General features: G+C 38.6%; 18 protein-coding genes and 1 pseudogene. 16 read left to right on the top strand and 3 right to left on the bottom strand.

What is annotated here, in order from left to right; translation table 11 throughout:
* Positions 1-153: 153 nt before the first annotated feature.
* The 10 genes and pseudogenes from KI363_RS12675 to KI363_RS12635 all read left to right on the top strand — a co-directional run bounded on the left by KI363_RS12675 (position 154) and on the right by KI363_RS12635 (position 7,490).
* Complete coding sequence (locus KI363_RS12675) at positions 154-489, top strand: hypothetical protein (RefSeq protein ID WP_158323466.1); 336 nt, start codon at positions 154-156, stop codon at positions 487-489.
* Between the two features lie 251 nt (positions 490-740).
* Positions 741-1,175, top strand: a complete 435-nt coding sequence (locus tag KI363_RS12670; RefSeq protein WP_158323467.1) for a GNAT family N-acetyltransferase — start codon at positions 741-743, stop codon at positions 1,173-1,175.
* A gap of 193 nt (positions 1,176-1,368) precedes the next feature.
* Positions 1,369-1,908, top strand: a complete 540-nt coding sequence (locus tag KI363_RS12665) for an SMI1/KNR4 family protein (protein WP_191967541.1) — start codon at positions 1,369-1,371, stop codon at positions 1,906-1,908.
* Positions 1,909-1,926: 18 nt separating this feature from the next.
* Positions 1,927-2,050: pseudogene (locus tag KI363_RS22035) on the top strand (dihydrofolate reductase); the annotation flags it as partial.
* Positions 2,051-2,103: 53 nt separating this feature from the next.
* Entirely contained in the window at positions 2,104-2,838 is a 735-nt protein-coding gene (locus KI363_RS12660; RefSeq protein WP_212966514.1) for a class I SAM-dependent methyltransferase, read from the top strand.
* 141 nt (positions 2,839-2,979) lie between these two features.
* Positions 2,980-4,359, top strand: coding sequence for a VanZ family protein (locus KI363_RS12655; protein ID WP_158323470.1), 1,380 nt, complete (start codon positions 2,980-2,982; stop codon positions 4,357-4,359).
* Between the two features lie 62 nt (positions 4,360-4,421).
* Positions 4,422-5,306, top strand: coding sequence for a WD40/YVTN/BNR-like repeat-containing protein (locus tag KI363_RS12650; RefSeq protein ID WP_212966513.1), 885 nt, complete (start codon positions 4,422-4,424; stop codon positions 5,304-5,306).
* A gap of 31 nt (positions 5,307-5,337) precedes the next feature.
* Positions 5,338-5,508: a hypothetical protein gene (locus KI363_RS12645; protein WP_191967542.1), complete on the top strand. Its 171-nt coding sequence runs from the start codon at positions 5,338-5,340 to the stop codon at positions 5,506-5,508.
* Between the two features lie 453 nt (positions 5,509-5,961).
* On the top strand, positions 5,962-6,813 hold the full coding sequence (locus tag KI363_RS12640; RefSeq protein ID WP_212966512.1) for a transcriptional regulator: 852 nt from the start codon (positions 5,962-5,964) through the stop codon (positions 6,811-6,813).
* Between the two features lie 119 nt (positions 6,814-6,932).
* Positions 6,933-7,490, top strand: a complete 558-nt coding sequence (locus KI363_RS12635; protein ID WP_191967543.1) for an ATP-binding protein — start codon at positions 6,933-6,935, stop codon at positions 7,488-7,490.
* Positions 7,491-7,823: 333 nt separating this feature from the next.
* On the opposite strand, the gene KI363_RS12630 is transcribed toward KI363_RS12635, so the two are convergent.
* Entirely contained in the window at positions 7,824-8,687 is an 864-nt protein-coding gene (locus KI363_RS12630; RefSeq protein WP_158323474.1) for a hypothetical protein, read from the bottom strand.
* A 286-nt stretch (positions 8,688-8,973) separates the two neighbouring features.
* Between KI363_RS12630 and KI363_RS12625 the strand changes: the two genes are divergently transcribed.
* The 3 genes from KI363_RS12625 (at position 8,974) to KI363_RS12615 (ending at position 12,307) form a co-directional block, all read left to right on the top strand.
* Positions 8,974-10,116 carry an AbrB family transcriptional regulator gene (locus tag KI363_RS12625; RefSeq protein WP_158323475.1) on the top strand — a complete coding sequence of 381 codons (1,143 nt, stop codon included), beginning with the start codon at positions 8,974-8,976 and terminating at the stop codon, positions 10,114-10,116.
* A gap of 127 nt (positions 10,117-10,243) precedes the next feature.
* A complete protein-coding gene (locus tag KI363_RS12620) occupies positions 10,244-11,041 on the top strand; it encodes a DUF2935 domain-containing protein (RefSeq protein WP_158323476.1) in 798 nt (265 codons plus the stop codon).
* A 147-nt stretch (positions 11,042-11,188) separates the two neighbouring features.
* Positions 11,189-12,307, top strand: a complete 1,119-nt coding sequence (locus KI363_RS12615) for a serine hydrolase (protein WP_212966511.1) — start codon at positions 11,189-11,191, stop codon at positions 12,305-12,307.
* A gap of 270 nt (positions 12,308-12,577) precedes the next feature.
* On the opposite strand, the gene KI363_RS12610 is transcribed toward KI363_RS12615, so the two are convergent.
* Both KI363_RS12610 and KI363_RS12605 read right to left on the bottom strand, forming a co-directional pair.
* Complete coding sequence (locus KI363_RS12610) at positions 12,578-12,745, bottom strand: hypothetical protein (RefSeq protein ID WP_212966510.1); 168 nt, start codon at positions 12,743-12,745, stop codon at positions 12,578-12,580.
* Positions 12,746-12,876: 131 nt separating this feature from the next.
* The gene (locus tag KI363_RS12605) at positions 12,877-13,311 is read right to left on the bottom strand and encodes a hypothetical protein (protein ID WP_212966509.1); all 435 of its coding nucleotides are present in this window, start codon (positions 13,309-13,311) and stop codon (positions 12,877-12,879) included.
* A gap of 345 nt (positions 13,312-13,656) precedes the next feature.
* Between KI363_RS12605 and KI363_RS12600 the strand changes: the two genes are divergently transcribed.
* The 3 genes from KI363_RS12600 to KI363_RS12590 all read left to right on the top strand — a co-directional run bounded on the left by KI363_RS12600 (position 13,657) and on the right by KI363_RS12590 (position 14,446).
* Positions 13,657-13,875, top strand: a complete 219-nt coding sequence (locus KI363_RS12600; protein WP_212966508.1) for a DUF1659 domain-containing protein — start codon at positions 13,657-13,659, stop codon at positions 13,873-13,875.
* 29 nt (positions 13,876-13,904) lie between these two features.
* Positions 13,905-14,123 (top strand): DUF2922 domain-containing protein, encoded by a 219-nt coding sequence (locus KI363_RS12595; protein WP_158324478.1) that lies wholly within the window; start codon positions 13,905-13,907, stop codon positions 14,121-14,123.
* A 173-nt stretch (positions 14,124-14,296) separates the two neighbouring features.
* Positions 14,297-14,446, top strand: a complete 150-nt coding sequence (locus KI363_RS12590) for a YvrJ family protein (RefSeq protein WP_158324477.1) — start codon at positions 14,297-14,299, stop codon at positions 14,444-14,446.
* Positions 14,447-15,119: the final 673 nt, after the last annotated feature.

Below are 15,119 nucleotides of genomic sequence, written 5' to 3'. Positions count from 1 at the left end.
ATATGTAAATATCTAACTAGGTCTATCTTCCTGTTTTTACCTTCGTTTTATTCTCCGAAAAGTGAAAGCCTATTCATCTATGAAAAACCCTACAAATTTCTACAAACGCATATTTCCTAAGCCAAAATCTATTTTAAAGGAGGATTTATATCAGTGGGTCATGATATATATTCATATAATCAAAAAGGTGAAATATTACAGCAGGTAAGTTTTACCGCAGGAGATATTTATGCACCTTGGTTTTATGATTTGTTCGATGCGCATCAATATAATGGAGGAGTGAGTGGCATTGGGGCGACTCTTACGCTGTCACCCTCACAAGTAGAAGAAGCTTTAGAAAGATTTATGCAAATAGCGGATCATGCCTTTCTATATGAGAACAGCAAAGGGGAGATCTTTGATTGGCAGCAAAAGGCAGTCTTGAAATTTATCGAATCCTGTCTTGAAATTGCTCGCGAAGAAGGTGAGGTAGAAGTGGCCTTTGCCTAAGAGATCATTCCCCTCATTGATACACCCATACCAATGTCAAACACTGTCTAATAAAAAAGGGAGAATATAAAAAAACGTAGATTGGAAGATAGACTTGCCTCAAAAACTGGACCCTCCACAAAGGAGATTAAAGCGCTTAAAACTGATATACTAAAAATAAAAGTGCTGAGCGATTTTTTTCACTCTTCCGTAAGCAGACGCCCATCTCGAAGATTCATTTGTGTCAGATCATTTATCAAGGAGAGATTTCTTTGGAGTGTATAAATATTGCTGGATTTCCAGGTCAGCGGTTACTCAATAAGGTTCTAAGTCTTCATGAAAGGATTTTCAAAGACTCAGCCACGTTAATTAGTAAAGCGAAACATAAGCCGAAACTTCTCTTTACAATTGGACTGATAAAGGGAGAAGTTGTAGGATATAAAATTGGATATGAGATAAAATCGGACGTTTTTTATAGTTGGCTTGGAGCGGTTGATGAAAATCACCGGAATCAAGGCATTGCGACTAAACTGATGAATGAACAACATTTGTACATAAAAGCTAAAGGGGATAAGACTGTCCAAACAAAGACAAAAAATAAATGGCGAAACATGCTTATTTTGAATATAAAATGTGGCTTTGATGTGGTTGGAATAGAGATGGATAAACAAAGTGAGCCGAAAATTATACTCGAAAAATATTTGTGAATTTAACAAGGTCAGTACACTGCGATTGTCGAGAAGCTAAAATGATCTAGTTAACTCCGGGGATGTAGAAAGGGTTATCGTACCAAGACTATACAAAAAGAACAGTTGGAAAATCCTTTGTGGGATGAATAATCGCACCCTAGCATTTTGGGACATTGGTCTACATTTTGATTTTGCCTTGGAGGTGATCAGGATGAATGATTCATCAATAGTACATGTTTTGGAGGCCCTAAAAATAAGATTGGATGAAGAGAATGTATTAGCTGTTCATAGTACATCTGGAATCTATCCAAAAATGGGTTTTGTCTTTAATGAACCTCTTACAAAATATGAACTAGAGCAATTGATTAGAAAAAATAATTTGGACTTGCCTGCGGAATATCGAGAGTTTTTATTATTACATAACGGTGCTGAATTTTTTACTTACGAATATGGCTACTCCTTTTGTTTGTATTCAATTGAAGACATGATAAAAGAATACCATTCTTTAGAAGAGTATTGTGATGTGGATTATATTTTAAATTATTGCTACCCCATTGGCTATATGGTAGATCATGGTACGTTATTACTCGATCTTTCCAACTTTAAGCAAACGAATAAAGGAAATATCCTATTGATGGGGGTCAATACAATAAATTTATATTGTGATTTACCTACGTGGCTAGATAGAATGTTAATCTCCCAGGGAAATGCGTATTGGGAATGGTATTCAAAAGAGGTTGAATTTGAATGATAATAGGAAAGAAACCTAATCAATTTGGATAAAAATAGAGTGATAGGCAAGGAAAATAGTATACGATGGAGAATTTCTAATGATTGGAAAGATGTAAAAAAACACCACACACGGACACTCAATTATAATAAGTAGAAACAATAGGATGGAATGTTAAAGTAGGAAGGCCATCCTATAATAGGAGTTGTATGATCGATGAAACAAAATAAATATGATGATCCCAATTTCTTTTCTGCGTATGAACAGATGGCACGGTCAGTGAAAGGACTTGAAGGGGCTGGGGAATGGCATATTATGAAAGAGCTGATTGGGGATCTAAAAGATAAAGAGGTCCTCGATTTAGGTTGTGGCTTTGGTTGGCATTGCCGATATGCTCGGGAGCAGCAAGCACGTTCTGTTTTAGGCGTGGATATCTCCGAAAGAATGATTGAAAGAGCCCGCGAAATGACAAATGATCCTTCCATTGCTTATATAAGAGCGTCCATTGAGGATATTGATTTTTCCAACGCTCAGTTTGATGTCGTCATTAGCTCATTGGCTTTTCACTATATTCAGTCGTTTCAAACAATCTGTGCAAAAGTTTATGATTGTCTCATTCCTGGGGGCAGATTCGTTTTCTCGGTTGAACATCCGATTTTTACCTCTCGGAATGAACAGGATTGGTATTACGATGACCAAGGAAATCGTCTACATTGGCCCGTTGACAATTATCAAGTAGAAGGTGTGCGTGAAACAAACTTCTTGAATGAGAATGTGACAAAATACCATCGTACGATTTCAACCTATATAAATGATTTAATTTTATCAGGTTTTATAATAAAAGCCGTGAAGGAATCCGTACCTTCTGATGACATGTTGAAGGACCCGGAAATGAAAGATGAAACCCGCAGACCGATGTTTTTAATGATCGCGGCAGAAAAAAATAGCTGATCATCAAGAAGAAGATCGAGATCTTCTATATTATCAGGCGCCTGGGTTTGCGTCTGATTTTTATAAGCAGGTAATACATAAAATAATAAGTGATCTAGAAAAGTAAAAAGAATCAGTTGAGAGAATAGAAGGAGATAGAAAATGAGGTTACAAGAAATCATCGGAATTATAAGGGAAAATTTTACTCTAGCATTAGTCGGAGTGATAGTAGTAGGGATTATCTTTTTTCTCGGGTATTTCATTGTGTATAGAAAACTTTTGGGTGGAAAGAAGCGCCTTTCCAAAAAGCAGTTGCTTCTTGCCAGTTTATTTATTGGCTATTTTATTATGGTGATAGGCGTGACTTTCCTGAATAGAAGCTCAACCTATCCAGGTGGGGTGAATTTAGCCTTTTTTAGTTCTTACCGAGAGGCTTGGTATAGTTTTAGTGTAAGGGAATGGCAGTTTTTGTATTTAAACATCTTGATGTTTGTGCCGTTTGGAATTTTTCTCCCGTTATGGCATGCTCGCTTTCGAAAAGCCAGGTGGACCATTGGGATGGCAGCAGTATTTACGCTTTCCATTGAAACTTTTCAACTCCTAACAGGGTTTGGTATTTTTGAGGTGGATGATCTATTTAATAATTTATTGGGTGCGATTATTGGCTATGGGATTATTATGGGCATCCTGACGATTAAAGACAAAGGAATCAAACATTCTTTGTTATATTTTTCTCCTTTATTACTAGTGGTCCTCCTATCCGGCAGTATGTTTGCCTATTACTATAAGAAGGAATTTGGGAACCTTATCATTGTGCCAAATTATAAGACAAATATGGCTAGTGCCACTATCACAAATGATGTGCAGCTTGATGATCAAAGAAAAAACGTTCCGATTTATAAGGCGCCAAGCTATACAAGGGTTTCTGGGGAGGAATTTGCTGTAGACTTTTTCAAGAGACAGCATCTTGATACAGAGGATATGGAGGTTATAACATATCCAGATGAGGGGATTTATCGGATTCAAGGATATAGTATATGGTTTCAATTTCTGGATGGGAGTTATAGATATACGGACTTTTCAAACTTCGATGCTGAATCAAAAGATACGAACAAAAAAACCTTAAAAGACAGCGTAACAACATTCGATATAGATATCCCCGAAGATGCTGATTTTCAAAAAGTCGATACAGGCATATATGAGTGGACAGCAGATAAAATAGTCAACGGAAATCAGCTTATAGATGGTTCCTTAAATGTTCAGTATTATAACGATGATACAGTGAAGAACATTGACAATCAATTGATCACCTATGACAAGGTAAAGGATGTCCAAATAAAAAGTGAACAAGAAGCATATGACGAGATTTTAGCAGGGAAGTTTAAATATTACCCGGAGAATAATCGGCTTGAAGCCTTACATATTGATCAAGTAGAAGTCAGTTATTATTTAGATTCCAAAGGTTATTATCAACCTGTTTATGCTTTTCAAAGTACAATTGATGGCAGGGAAATGATGATTTATATTCCGGGGATGGATTGAACAGATCTCAATACCAACATGTTATGAATTTCATGTGAATGAACGAAAAAGGATGTTTATAAGTGGATAAATTTATTTTGGGTGTTGCTGCTGTCATAATGATTGGTTTATCGATTTCCACTTTTTATTATGAAAGTACTAGTAAGGAAAAACCTCAGCTTTGGGATGGGCAATCTCCTCAATTGTCAACAGAGAATGAGAGAACGGAAACATTACAGCCGATTTATACTGATGAACAAATAGGATATTCTCTGCAAAATGATCAGTTGCAAATTACGTTTGATCAGGGAGAAAATTGGACGAATGTTCCGGTTGAGCCCGATCAACTCTTTTCAGGTGAATATAATGGGAATAGGGAAGAATTAATCAATCATAGTTATATTTTGAATGAAAAGAGGGCGGCATTTTTATATTCAGATGGCTTAGCTGAAGTTGGAAAAAGAGTTATTTTTATTTATTCTCTTGATCAGGGTCGGAATTGGGAGAAAGCGATTGTGACAGAACCGTACCCATCGATGCGTTTCCGGAAAGTGAATTTTCTAAATGACAAATTTGGCTATATGATTGTTTCCGGTGATCGAACGATGTCCCAGGAAATGTCAAATGTATTTTTGACGTATGATGGAGGAAGGACTTGGAAAGGAACAAACCCATCTGGTGTGACGAATTTGCTGTCGGATGGTGGATTTATTGATGAAAAGGTTGGCTTCCTTTCGCTTTCCTATATAAATCCTCAAGAACCTATACTGTACTTCACAAAAGACGCCGGGAATACATGGAAATCCGCCACAATCAAGGTTCCAGAGAAGTACCTAGAGATCTTTGTCAGGGCTGAAATGCCTTTTAAGGAAGACGATCATTTGGCTGTGTTATTGAATCAAGGGCCGAATGGAGATTATCTCGGGGGCAGAGTAAAAGGAAAATTCATCTCAAATGATAGTGGGTAAAATTGGGAGTTTGCAACGGAGGTCGATCCAGATGAAGAAGAGTAGAAACAGGAAGTTCATTGGCTGGATTTCCTTATTTCTTGCGATCGGTTTTTTCTGCTTGCAAATGGTTTTTTTACTTGTTCAGCATCGATTTCAGGTTGAATATGTAGATGATCGACTATTTTATTTTATCAATATTGTGTGTGTTGTTTCTAGTTAGTGCTCTTTTATGTTTTATAACAATTACGAAAAAGTGGAAATGGCTAGGAGCTACAATCGTGATTATTTTTATAATGGGGAATGTCCTTCTACTTGTGAAGCATCATCAGGAAATGCAAAATATCACTCGTTTATCTCCTGACATGAAACATATTTTATCGCTAAAACAAAATAGGTGAGGTAGTTTTTCCGGAATGGCCAGGTTATAGCAACAGTTATACAAACGGAAATGTCGATCTTGACTATCTGATGTACTTGAATGAGGAGAATATCGAAGTTCGAAGGTAAAAAGGAAATTGAATCGGATGAGCAAGATCACTCGAAAATCCGTGAGAAGGATATAAAAGAAATATTAAATATAATTTTCTAAAAGTGATTCAAAAATCAATGTCGGACGATATTTATCAGAAGTTTCAGTTATGGTATAATATTAGTAGCAAAGGGAGAGTGTAAAGTGTCAAAGGGGATTTCGTATCAAAATAAGGATATTTTATTCAAGTCTCTAAGTGAACTTTATGAGGATGTCACTCTTGATGTTTTTGGATTGAAAGGTTTCCCGAAAATTAAGGAACTATTGCCGAATGACTTTCCAGAGGTAACCGCAGACGGGAACCGTTCAGACACCGTTTTTCAATTAGAAGATGGTTCTATTCTCATGTTGGAATATGAAAGCAGTATCCGGTTTGTCGAAAATCATTTGAAGTATATAGGATATGCACACAGAATTTCGAAAAGATACTTTCAAAAAGAAAAGGATATTAAAAAAATACGCATCGTTGTGATTTATACGAGTGATGTGGCAAAGGCTAGTGAGGAGTTAAATATCGGGGATTTAAACATTACGTCAAAAGCCATTTTGCTATCTGAGTATAACGGGGACGCTATAATGGAAAAGTTAATGATGAAGATAGATGAGGATGAACCGTTAACTCACGAGGAATTGTTCAAACTTAGTATTATTCCATTAATGCATAGCAAGAAAGATCGTAATGAATTAATCCATGATTCGATTGAACTAGCCAAACACATTCAAAATGAATATGAGCAAATTCAAGTGATCGCGGGAATTCTCACCGCAACAGATAAATTTATAGATGACAAATACGCCAGAAAAGTAAAGGAGTGGTTGAAGATGACAAAGGTAGGAAGAGCTTTTGAAGAGGAAAAACGGGAGGCTGTTGAAAAGGCAAAGAAAGAACAGGCGAAAAAAACAGCCAAATCCTTATTAGGTGTGCTTTCTCCTAAGTTAATTGCTGAAGCCACGGGGCTAGACATCGAAGAAGTGGAAAAATTAAAAGAAGCATAAGTCAGCATCCAAGGAAGTGGCTTTCACTTCCTTTTTTACATAAAAAGGGGTTTTAAAATGTTTCAAAGGTATCCATCGTGACATTTTGAAGTCACCTAAATATGAATGGAGGGAGTCTCTTGAAACTCGTTCTATTATTTGGCCCCCAAGCCGTTGGGAAGATGACTGTAGGACAGGAACTAGCCAAAATCACAGAGTTGAAGTTATTTCATAATCATATGACAATTGATTTACTTGAACCTTTTTTCGGGTTTACTCCGGAAATGTGGAGATTAACGGACTTATTTCGCGGGGAAGTTTTTAAAACATTTTCTAAGAGTGATCAGTATGGCATGATTTTTACATTTGTCTGGGCCTTCAATAAAAAATCAGATTGGAAATATGTGGATAAGACGTGCCGTATCTTTCGTGCCGAAGGGGCTGAAATATCTTTTGTTGAGCTTGAAGCAGATGTAGAAGAAAGGCTCAAACGTAATAAAACACCGAATCGACTTGAACAAAAGCCAACGAAAAGAAACATCAAACAATCCGAGGAAAATTTATTGAGTAGTATGCAGACACTACGATTAAATTCAGAAGCGGGAGAAATAAAAGAGGAAAACTATTTGCGGATCGATAATACAGAACGAAGTGCAGCCGAAGTCGCCGCAATGATTAAAAGTCGATTTAATTTATAGAATATGCCTAAAGTAAAGGCGCGTACTTGCAATCAATGTATGGAAAAGTTGTGCATTGACATGAATCGAACGCTTTAAATGGAAACACCGGTAAAGATTTATTAAAATCATTCTTTCACTTGTTGAAGGGGGATATATGAGTTAATAAGGATGTCGGACCGATAGAAATTCGGAAAGGAGGCTGATTGAACATTGATCACAAAATATGAGGTGATTTCCGCTTAGCGGAAATCCAAAACAGAGGGGCCGCATTTTTTGTGGCCCCCTTTACATTTTCCTTTTTTATGAAAAAATCATTTTATACTCGGTGAAATCTACCTAACTTCTCGCACTTCAAAAAAACGATCCTTCCTTGCTATACGCCTTCGCCTTTGCGGGATAGACGCCCAGAGTCATTTGCCAAGACCAGAAAAAGTCATCTGCCATTTTGCCCATTATCCCATCTAAAAGAATTCCTGGGACGAGCTTTTCTACAGGAAAATCTACAATCTGAAATGATTGCCCTGAATCGATCTCCTCAACGATGATAATGTGTTGTTCAACGGCTTTCACTTCAAAAATTCCTTCTACAACGTGACTATAACTTTGGACATGTTCATTCATTTTAAGTATATCTTCCATTGGATTCCAATTTTTGTCATGGAGCTGAGGATGAGCTTGTAAATACAGCGCATTCAATAGCCGCTCACAAGTTTGCAGGTCTTCACGAGCTGTTTCCGCATATTTTTCCACTTCTTTATACCAGGAACAACCTGTACGCTGATCAAGCCAATAGACAAATTTTTTCAGTTGGGAAAGAAAACTAATCGATTCTCTTTGTTTGATGGAAGTTTTCATAAAGTGAGGATAGAAGAAGTAAATAAGTTCTTCCCAGAATGTGGACTGGCATTCCTGCCAAGATGAAGGAACGTCATCTTCGAGGTAATCGGTGAGATAATTCGAAAATATCCTAAGAAATTCATTTACTTTTTGACTTGTTGGATATTTACGTTTATAGGCAATGATATCGTCACCATAATAATGAATAAGGGCTCGAAATCGCAGATCAAACTGCCTCCCTAATGTTAAGCGCTCAAGGAATTCCTTGTGTTCGTCGGGATGTGAAAACGTATGGACATGGGCTTTCACTTCCACTGGTTTTTTATTTTCAGATTCGTTGGCTTCTCCGCCAAAAGCAGACCACCTATGGTTTTTCATTTTTTATTTTTCCTCCTCTTAGAAATATGATAGCCTTTACAAATCCCCAAAAATCTTAATCTATTTTATTAAAAATCTATCACCTACTTTGGCTAATAATCTACAAGAATGGAAACCTTTGAAATGGGAAAGAAGTTAGTGGTAAAAGGGGAAGATTTGAAAGGTTACGATTATTATAAATATAATCATCGGAAACGTCAACTAAAAAAATCATGTATAGTAGAGGATGATAAAATGATTCTGTGATATGGTTTTGTTGAGGTAGTTGAAAGAAGGGTTACCAATTATGAAGGAAAGTAAGATTCATCAAATAAGAAAAATCATCCTCACACTTTTGATCGCAATCATTGGCGGTGTAGTGTTTCACTTTTTACATATCCCTGTGCCATGGTTATTAGGCCCGATGATTTCGATTTTCCTTGCAATCAATCTTTTACAGTGGCGGTTGAAGTGGCCAAGCTCCATTCGGAATTCGGGTATGATCATTGTCGGCTATACAATGGGCTTGTCGATGACTTCTTCAGCACTACTTGAAATGGGACGCCAACTCCCCTATATGCTGTTGTTGACGGTGTTATTGTTATTATTTTGTTCGATGATTGCCTATATTGTCTCGAAAATTTCGGATAGTGACTATCAAACGGCCCTATTAGCTAGTATACCAGGTGGACTTTCACAAGTTTTAATTTTGGCGGAAGAAACAAAAGGGGTGAATTTAGGGGTTGTCACGCTGACACAAGTAATCCGCTTGATGATGATTATTATCGCAACGCCTCTAATTGTGATGCTGCCGATTTTTCAAGAAACGGGAAAGCGCGAACAGACGGCGGTGGACTCGGCTCTATCCATAGCTACTTCTGCAAGTTGGGAGCAATTATTTCCCAATCTGCTTTTATTTGCGATCGTTTCCGTCGGGATGGCCTTCATCTGTATCAAAATCAAAATGCCGACCGCTTATTTAATTGGACCAGCGATTGGGACAGCGGTTCTACAGGCTTTTGGCATAGAGGGTCTCCATCTTCCTCCCTCTCTTATCAATCTAGCACAACTGATGATTGGCACCTATGTCGGCCTTTTGCTCCAACCGAATGATATGCCCCATAAATTCAAAACCTTATGGATTGCGCTTGGAAGTGGGCTCATGCTCGTCATCGGAGGGATTGGCTTGGGATGGTTGTTAACGGTCATTCAACCTGTTTCAAAGGCCACAGGTTTATTAAGCTTGGCACCCGGCGGCATGGATCAGATGGGGATCATTGCACATGCCATTCACGCGGATTTATATATTGTTTCCGGCTATCAACTTTTCCGAACCTTTTTTATCTTTTTCGCTGTCCCCCCTTTTGTCAAATGGTTGTTTAAGAGAATGGACCGGCGTAAAGGGAAGGTCATGCCTGAAACAGACGGAAGGATGGAAAATCATATGTAAGTGGCATGAACCGCATAAACCGTCCGAAAGTTCAAGCTGCTCAAATGCTGAAAATTTCCTTGTTAGACATATTCCCACTGTCCACTCAATATTCTTATATATCAGAGGGAAAATGGGAGGGAGTTTCATGGCAACAGATTTTCAGAGTGCTGCCCGGTTTGAACATCGTTTTTGGCTGCAAGTCCTAGGAGAACATGGTCGGTTTCTGCATGATGCGCTGTCACCTAATGAAAAAGCGGATATCAAAAAAGCAAATGAATTTATTCAGACTTTTGATCAATTGCTCGATCAGGTGGATACAACAGATTTGGTTCAATTAAGCCGGATCGCTGATGAAGAGGCGAGAAAGATTCGTGCATTTAAATTGTCGATCATTGAAAGACAATTAGTGGGGGACATCACGATTAGTTTGACCCCAAGCTTTATTAATCATATGGTTAATGAGGTGGAAGAATATATTCGCGTATTAGAGTACTTAAAAAAATCAGAAGTTCCCCCGATCTTCCATGAATTGCATCATCATATGGTCTGGTTACTAGATGCAGCAGGGCACGCAGGAGCCATTTCTGGAAATCTGTCCCGTGTAGAAAAACGATTGAAGGAAAAAAGCGACCTTTATACGAAACATTTTGAAGACTTTTATCTGAAAGCAGTGGAAATGGCTGGTTTTTTGCGAACAAATCTTTCCTCATTCCCTGCCCTAGAAAGAATGAATACGGATGTTTCTCTCGAAATGAAGTTGTTTATGGGCTTTCTGGAAGAATTAGAGGAAATGGAATTAAGTAAAGAGGCATTGGGCTCCTTTTCAGCTTTAATGGCTGATCATATGTATAGAGAAGAATGCTATTATCTTATTAAAGTAGCAGAAGCAACCAACCAGCAAGGATCAGATTGTGACCCCGGAAAACCGCGTATCCAGGAGTAATTCTTGTATTCCATATTTGCTAGCCTTGGTATCCAGTATTTAAATGGGTACCAAGGCTAAATGTCTTGTTTTTCTTAGCCTTCAATTATGAATCTTATTATATGTTTAGATCGTATATATCGTACGGAAAAAAATAGGAGGCAACAAATGAAAATAGCTCTTTGGATCATTGGTAGTGTTGTGGTTGTATTTGGAGTCTTGATTGGGGTGGGCATTTGGCTATTTCAAAAAGAAATCGGAAGAGAAGACCCTGAATATATTGTCGAATTTTTAAAAGAAAAAGCGGACAAAGGGAATGTAGCGCTGACCATTCATTACAATCAAGAAAGCTGGGTGCGAGTGAATGAAAATCAAGCACTTCCACTTGCGAGTACCGTTAAGACGATCATTGCCATTGAATATGCCAAACAGGCAGCGGCTGGACAAATTGATCCTGAACAAGCCGTTTCTTTTGAAGATTTGGAGAAATTTTACATACCGAAAACAGATGGCGGTGCACATGAAGCTTGGCTAAAGGAAGTAAAAGGAGACCAAACGGGAGAGGTTCCCTTAAGTGAAGTAGCCAAAGGGATGATTGTCTACAGTTCTAATGCGAACACGGAATATCTTATTCACTTGTTAGGCTTAGAAAAGATAAACCAAAATCTTGATGAGATGCAGCTTTCCGCTCATGAGCCTCTTTATCCTTTCGTTAGTGCCTTAGCGCTTCCGAAGCAAATGATTCAAGCGGAAGGAACGAAAAAGGAAGCTCTTGCTCAGCTGAAAAAGATGGATATGGCAGAATATAGGGAACGGGCCCTGAAAACACATAAAGAATGGCTACACCAACCATTAGATGCTCAAGGAAAAAAGCAACTCATGAAGGATTTAAATATGGATTTCCAAAAAGTTTGGTCAGATCGTTTGCCACGAGCGACAACCGATGAGTATGTTGCCATCATGGAGAAACTGAACAACAAAACGTATTTCGATGACAGTGTGTATACCTATCTCGATCCTGTCATGGAAGGGTTAATGGAAAATCCGCAAAATCAAGAATGGCTGGCCCATGCCGGACAAAAAGGTGGATCTACTGCCTTTGTTATGACAATGGCCATGTACGCAACAGATCAGCACGGAAATCAAACAGAATTAGCCTTTTTCGCTAATAACTTAAGTACAATGGAGCAAGCTAAGCTATCTAAAAATATGAATGCTTTCCAGTTAAAGTTCCTAACAGATGAAGAATTCCGCGCAAAGGTGAAAAGAGAATTGTCAACAATTTAAAAGTGTAAGGAATACCGATAGCCGACCCGTTATTTAAAGGGGAGGCTATTTTTTGTAGCTTAGGAAATTATAAAATCCTAGCTTGTGGATAAGCTGCTTATGTCGCGGTTGACATCCAGCTCCAGCGCCTAGCGACTAGCAAATTTACGCCTTCTTCCTACGATAAGTCAACATCGGCTCCTTCGTCGCCGTGTTTCCTTTATCTCGTCAGAAGTCTTTAAATTTGTACGTCGCTGAACAGGCGCTTGCGCTTTTGTTCTTCAGCCTTGTTCAAATATAAGTAACAGTAGCCCCTTGTTGTTGCTTATATTTTTCCTGAACCTCCTGTAATCGCCGTTTTTTTGCAAGTGTTTCTTCATTCCATTCCTGCGTATTCAAGTGCTCTTCATTTTGAAACCAATCTGGCAATTTTTCTGACCGAATGATTTTTCTCTTCAACTTAGTTGGAGTAGATTTCTGATTGGTTAATAAGATTTTATATGCATATTTCCATGCAAAAATCGCACGCTCTGCGGTGGCTTCTATGGCTTGTAAAATTTGCTCTAAAGAAAAAGTTTTGCAAGCATGGGTTAATTCTTCTTTTTGCGATAAGTGAAGGGGGAAAAATTCAATTTCTTTAATTGTTTCTCAACGATGGTTATTTTTTCTTGGACGTCTTCGGCTTCGTCAATCTGTGGTTTCTCCTTTATCTTCTTTTCTTGTGCAAAACAATGGTTTCCCTCTTCACTAAGGGCATACCAATTCGTGCGATCATAACGATGTTTTCCGTGTTGTTCTATTCGAATCAAGCCTTGTTTTTTCAGAGAAGCAAAGATTCGTTTAATCGTGGCAATCGACCAAAATGGAAAATCCTCTTGCCATGCTTCATATGTACGCTCGACCCACACCTGTCCGTTCAAAGGGGTTCCTGCTTTTTCAACATGTTCGTAAAGCTTCTCCAACACAATACTTTCGTTCAATCCAATCGTTTGTGCTAACTCTTTTCTAAATGTGATTTTCTCCATTTTGCATCCCTCCTACCCCTCATATAGATCCGATAGACGCAAAAGGACACCCTTATATAAATTATTTTTTTATGTTTTTATAAAGCTTTTTAAAATCAAGTACTAAAAGAAGAGGGCAAAGTGATCTGATCTAGTGGGGGCGGGGCTTATTGTCCGAGCTGCTCAAATTGATTTTATCGAGAGATACAAGTGTTTCGAAACGAAAATGTCCTTAGCGCAAAGTTTTACTTAGGCCATTGTTTTTCAATCTGAATACATTTTTGTTTACGCCAATAAAAATTTTTAAAAACTGGGTATCCTTTTTTTCGGTGCTTCTCTATATAGAAGGTGAAAGGGGGCGAGAACATGGCACAGGAAATTTTAGAAGCGTCAAAAATGAAGCTTGTGTTTGATTACGGGTTAGATGAGGACAATAAGCCCATCTATAAAACAAAGACATTCAATCGTATCCGTCTGCAAGCTTCTGCTGATCAGCTCTATCAAGCTGCGGATGCAATTGGGTCCTTATCAGCCCAGCCGCTCTGGAACATCGAGCGAAATGATACGTACCAAATCGGTGAGTAATTTTGTTTTGACAGAAGGGAGGTGAGCAGATGAAAGTGTTAGAATTAAACTTTTTATCAGAAGAAGGGAAGAATGTGCGTATTGCGGTCGATGAACCGATTGATCCAATCGATTCGGAACAAGTCAAAACGGCGATGGACGCGATTCTGCAAGCCGATGTTTTCCTTGATACAGAAGGCAATCCTTTGAAAGAGGCCAAGTCGGCGCGGATTGTCGACAAAACCATCACAACAATTGATATTGACTAAAATGTGGCTCATCCCAGCGTATGGGATGGGCCTTATCCTTTCTTCCTGCACGAACCAAAGAGGAGTGGAAAGTTCGTTAAGTTTGAAGGAAATGTTGATCAAGGGTTTTAGCTGTCGTTCGTCTTTATTTTATTACATTCTTATGTTTTTGTGATTGAAAGGAGGTGATCATAGTGGAACAGTTCCTACCGTTTATCAGTGAAATCGGATTTCCGGCACTTGTAACCTTTTATTTACTCTACCGGATTGAAGCAAAACTGGAAGCGGTCATTCAATCTGTACAAGATTTGCCTAAGCAAATGCTCCGTATGATGAAAGAATGAATGTGACGGAAGTTCGTAAAATGATTAAGCACATTCGCGGTTACGTAGATCCAAACACGTTTTGGATCTACGTTTTGGTGGATCCCTCGCGTTTTCGTACACCCAACCCCACTTTGGATCTACGTTTTGGTGGATCCCCCGTGATTTCGTAGATCCAACCCCGCTTTGGATCTACGTTTTAGCAGGCCCTTCGCGATTTTGTAGATTCAACCCCGCTTTGGGTCTACGTTTTAGCAGGCCCTTCGCGATTTTGTAGATCCACCCCCATTTTGGATCTACATTTTGGCAGATCCCCCGCGATTTTGTAGATCCAACCCACTTTGGATCTACGTATTGGCAAATCCCCCGCGATTTTGTACATCCAAACACACTTTATTTTCAGCTAATTTGCTAAAAATGAATATTCTATTGACTTTTGGCAAAAAGGCAGGTAAGGAGTAAAGGAACGAACAGGCAGGGAAGAATCGAAATGTCATTTTTACAAATTAGCTTCTAAATGGCTTAAAAATCAGTGGGATTACACACCCGCTGATTTTTTCACTGTTAGCGTGCCCAGCAAGCCGTTAATTGCTAGTTGGTGGAAGTCCAACCTGAGTAAGTGCCAAGACGCTCAGTAGCTGACAGGCAACTGGTGGAGAAATCCTAAGGTTGAAGCCCTGTGACAAAGTAACTC

It is taken from the genome of Lederbergia ruris (assembly GCF_018332955.1).
Taxonomy (GTDB): domain Bacteria; phylum Bacillota; class Bacilli; order Bacillales; family Bacillaceae_C; genus Lederbergia; species Lederbergia ruris.
Note: the sequence above shows the minus strand (reverse complement) of the source record. Positions and strands in the feature narration are given on the sequence as shown.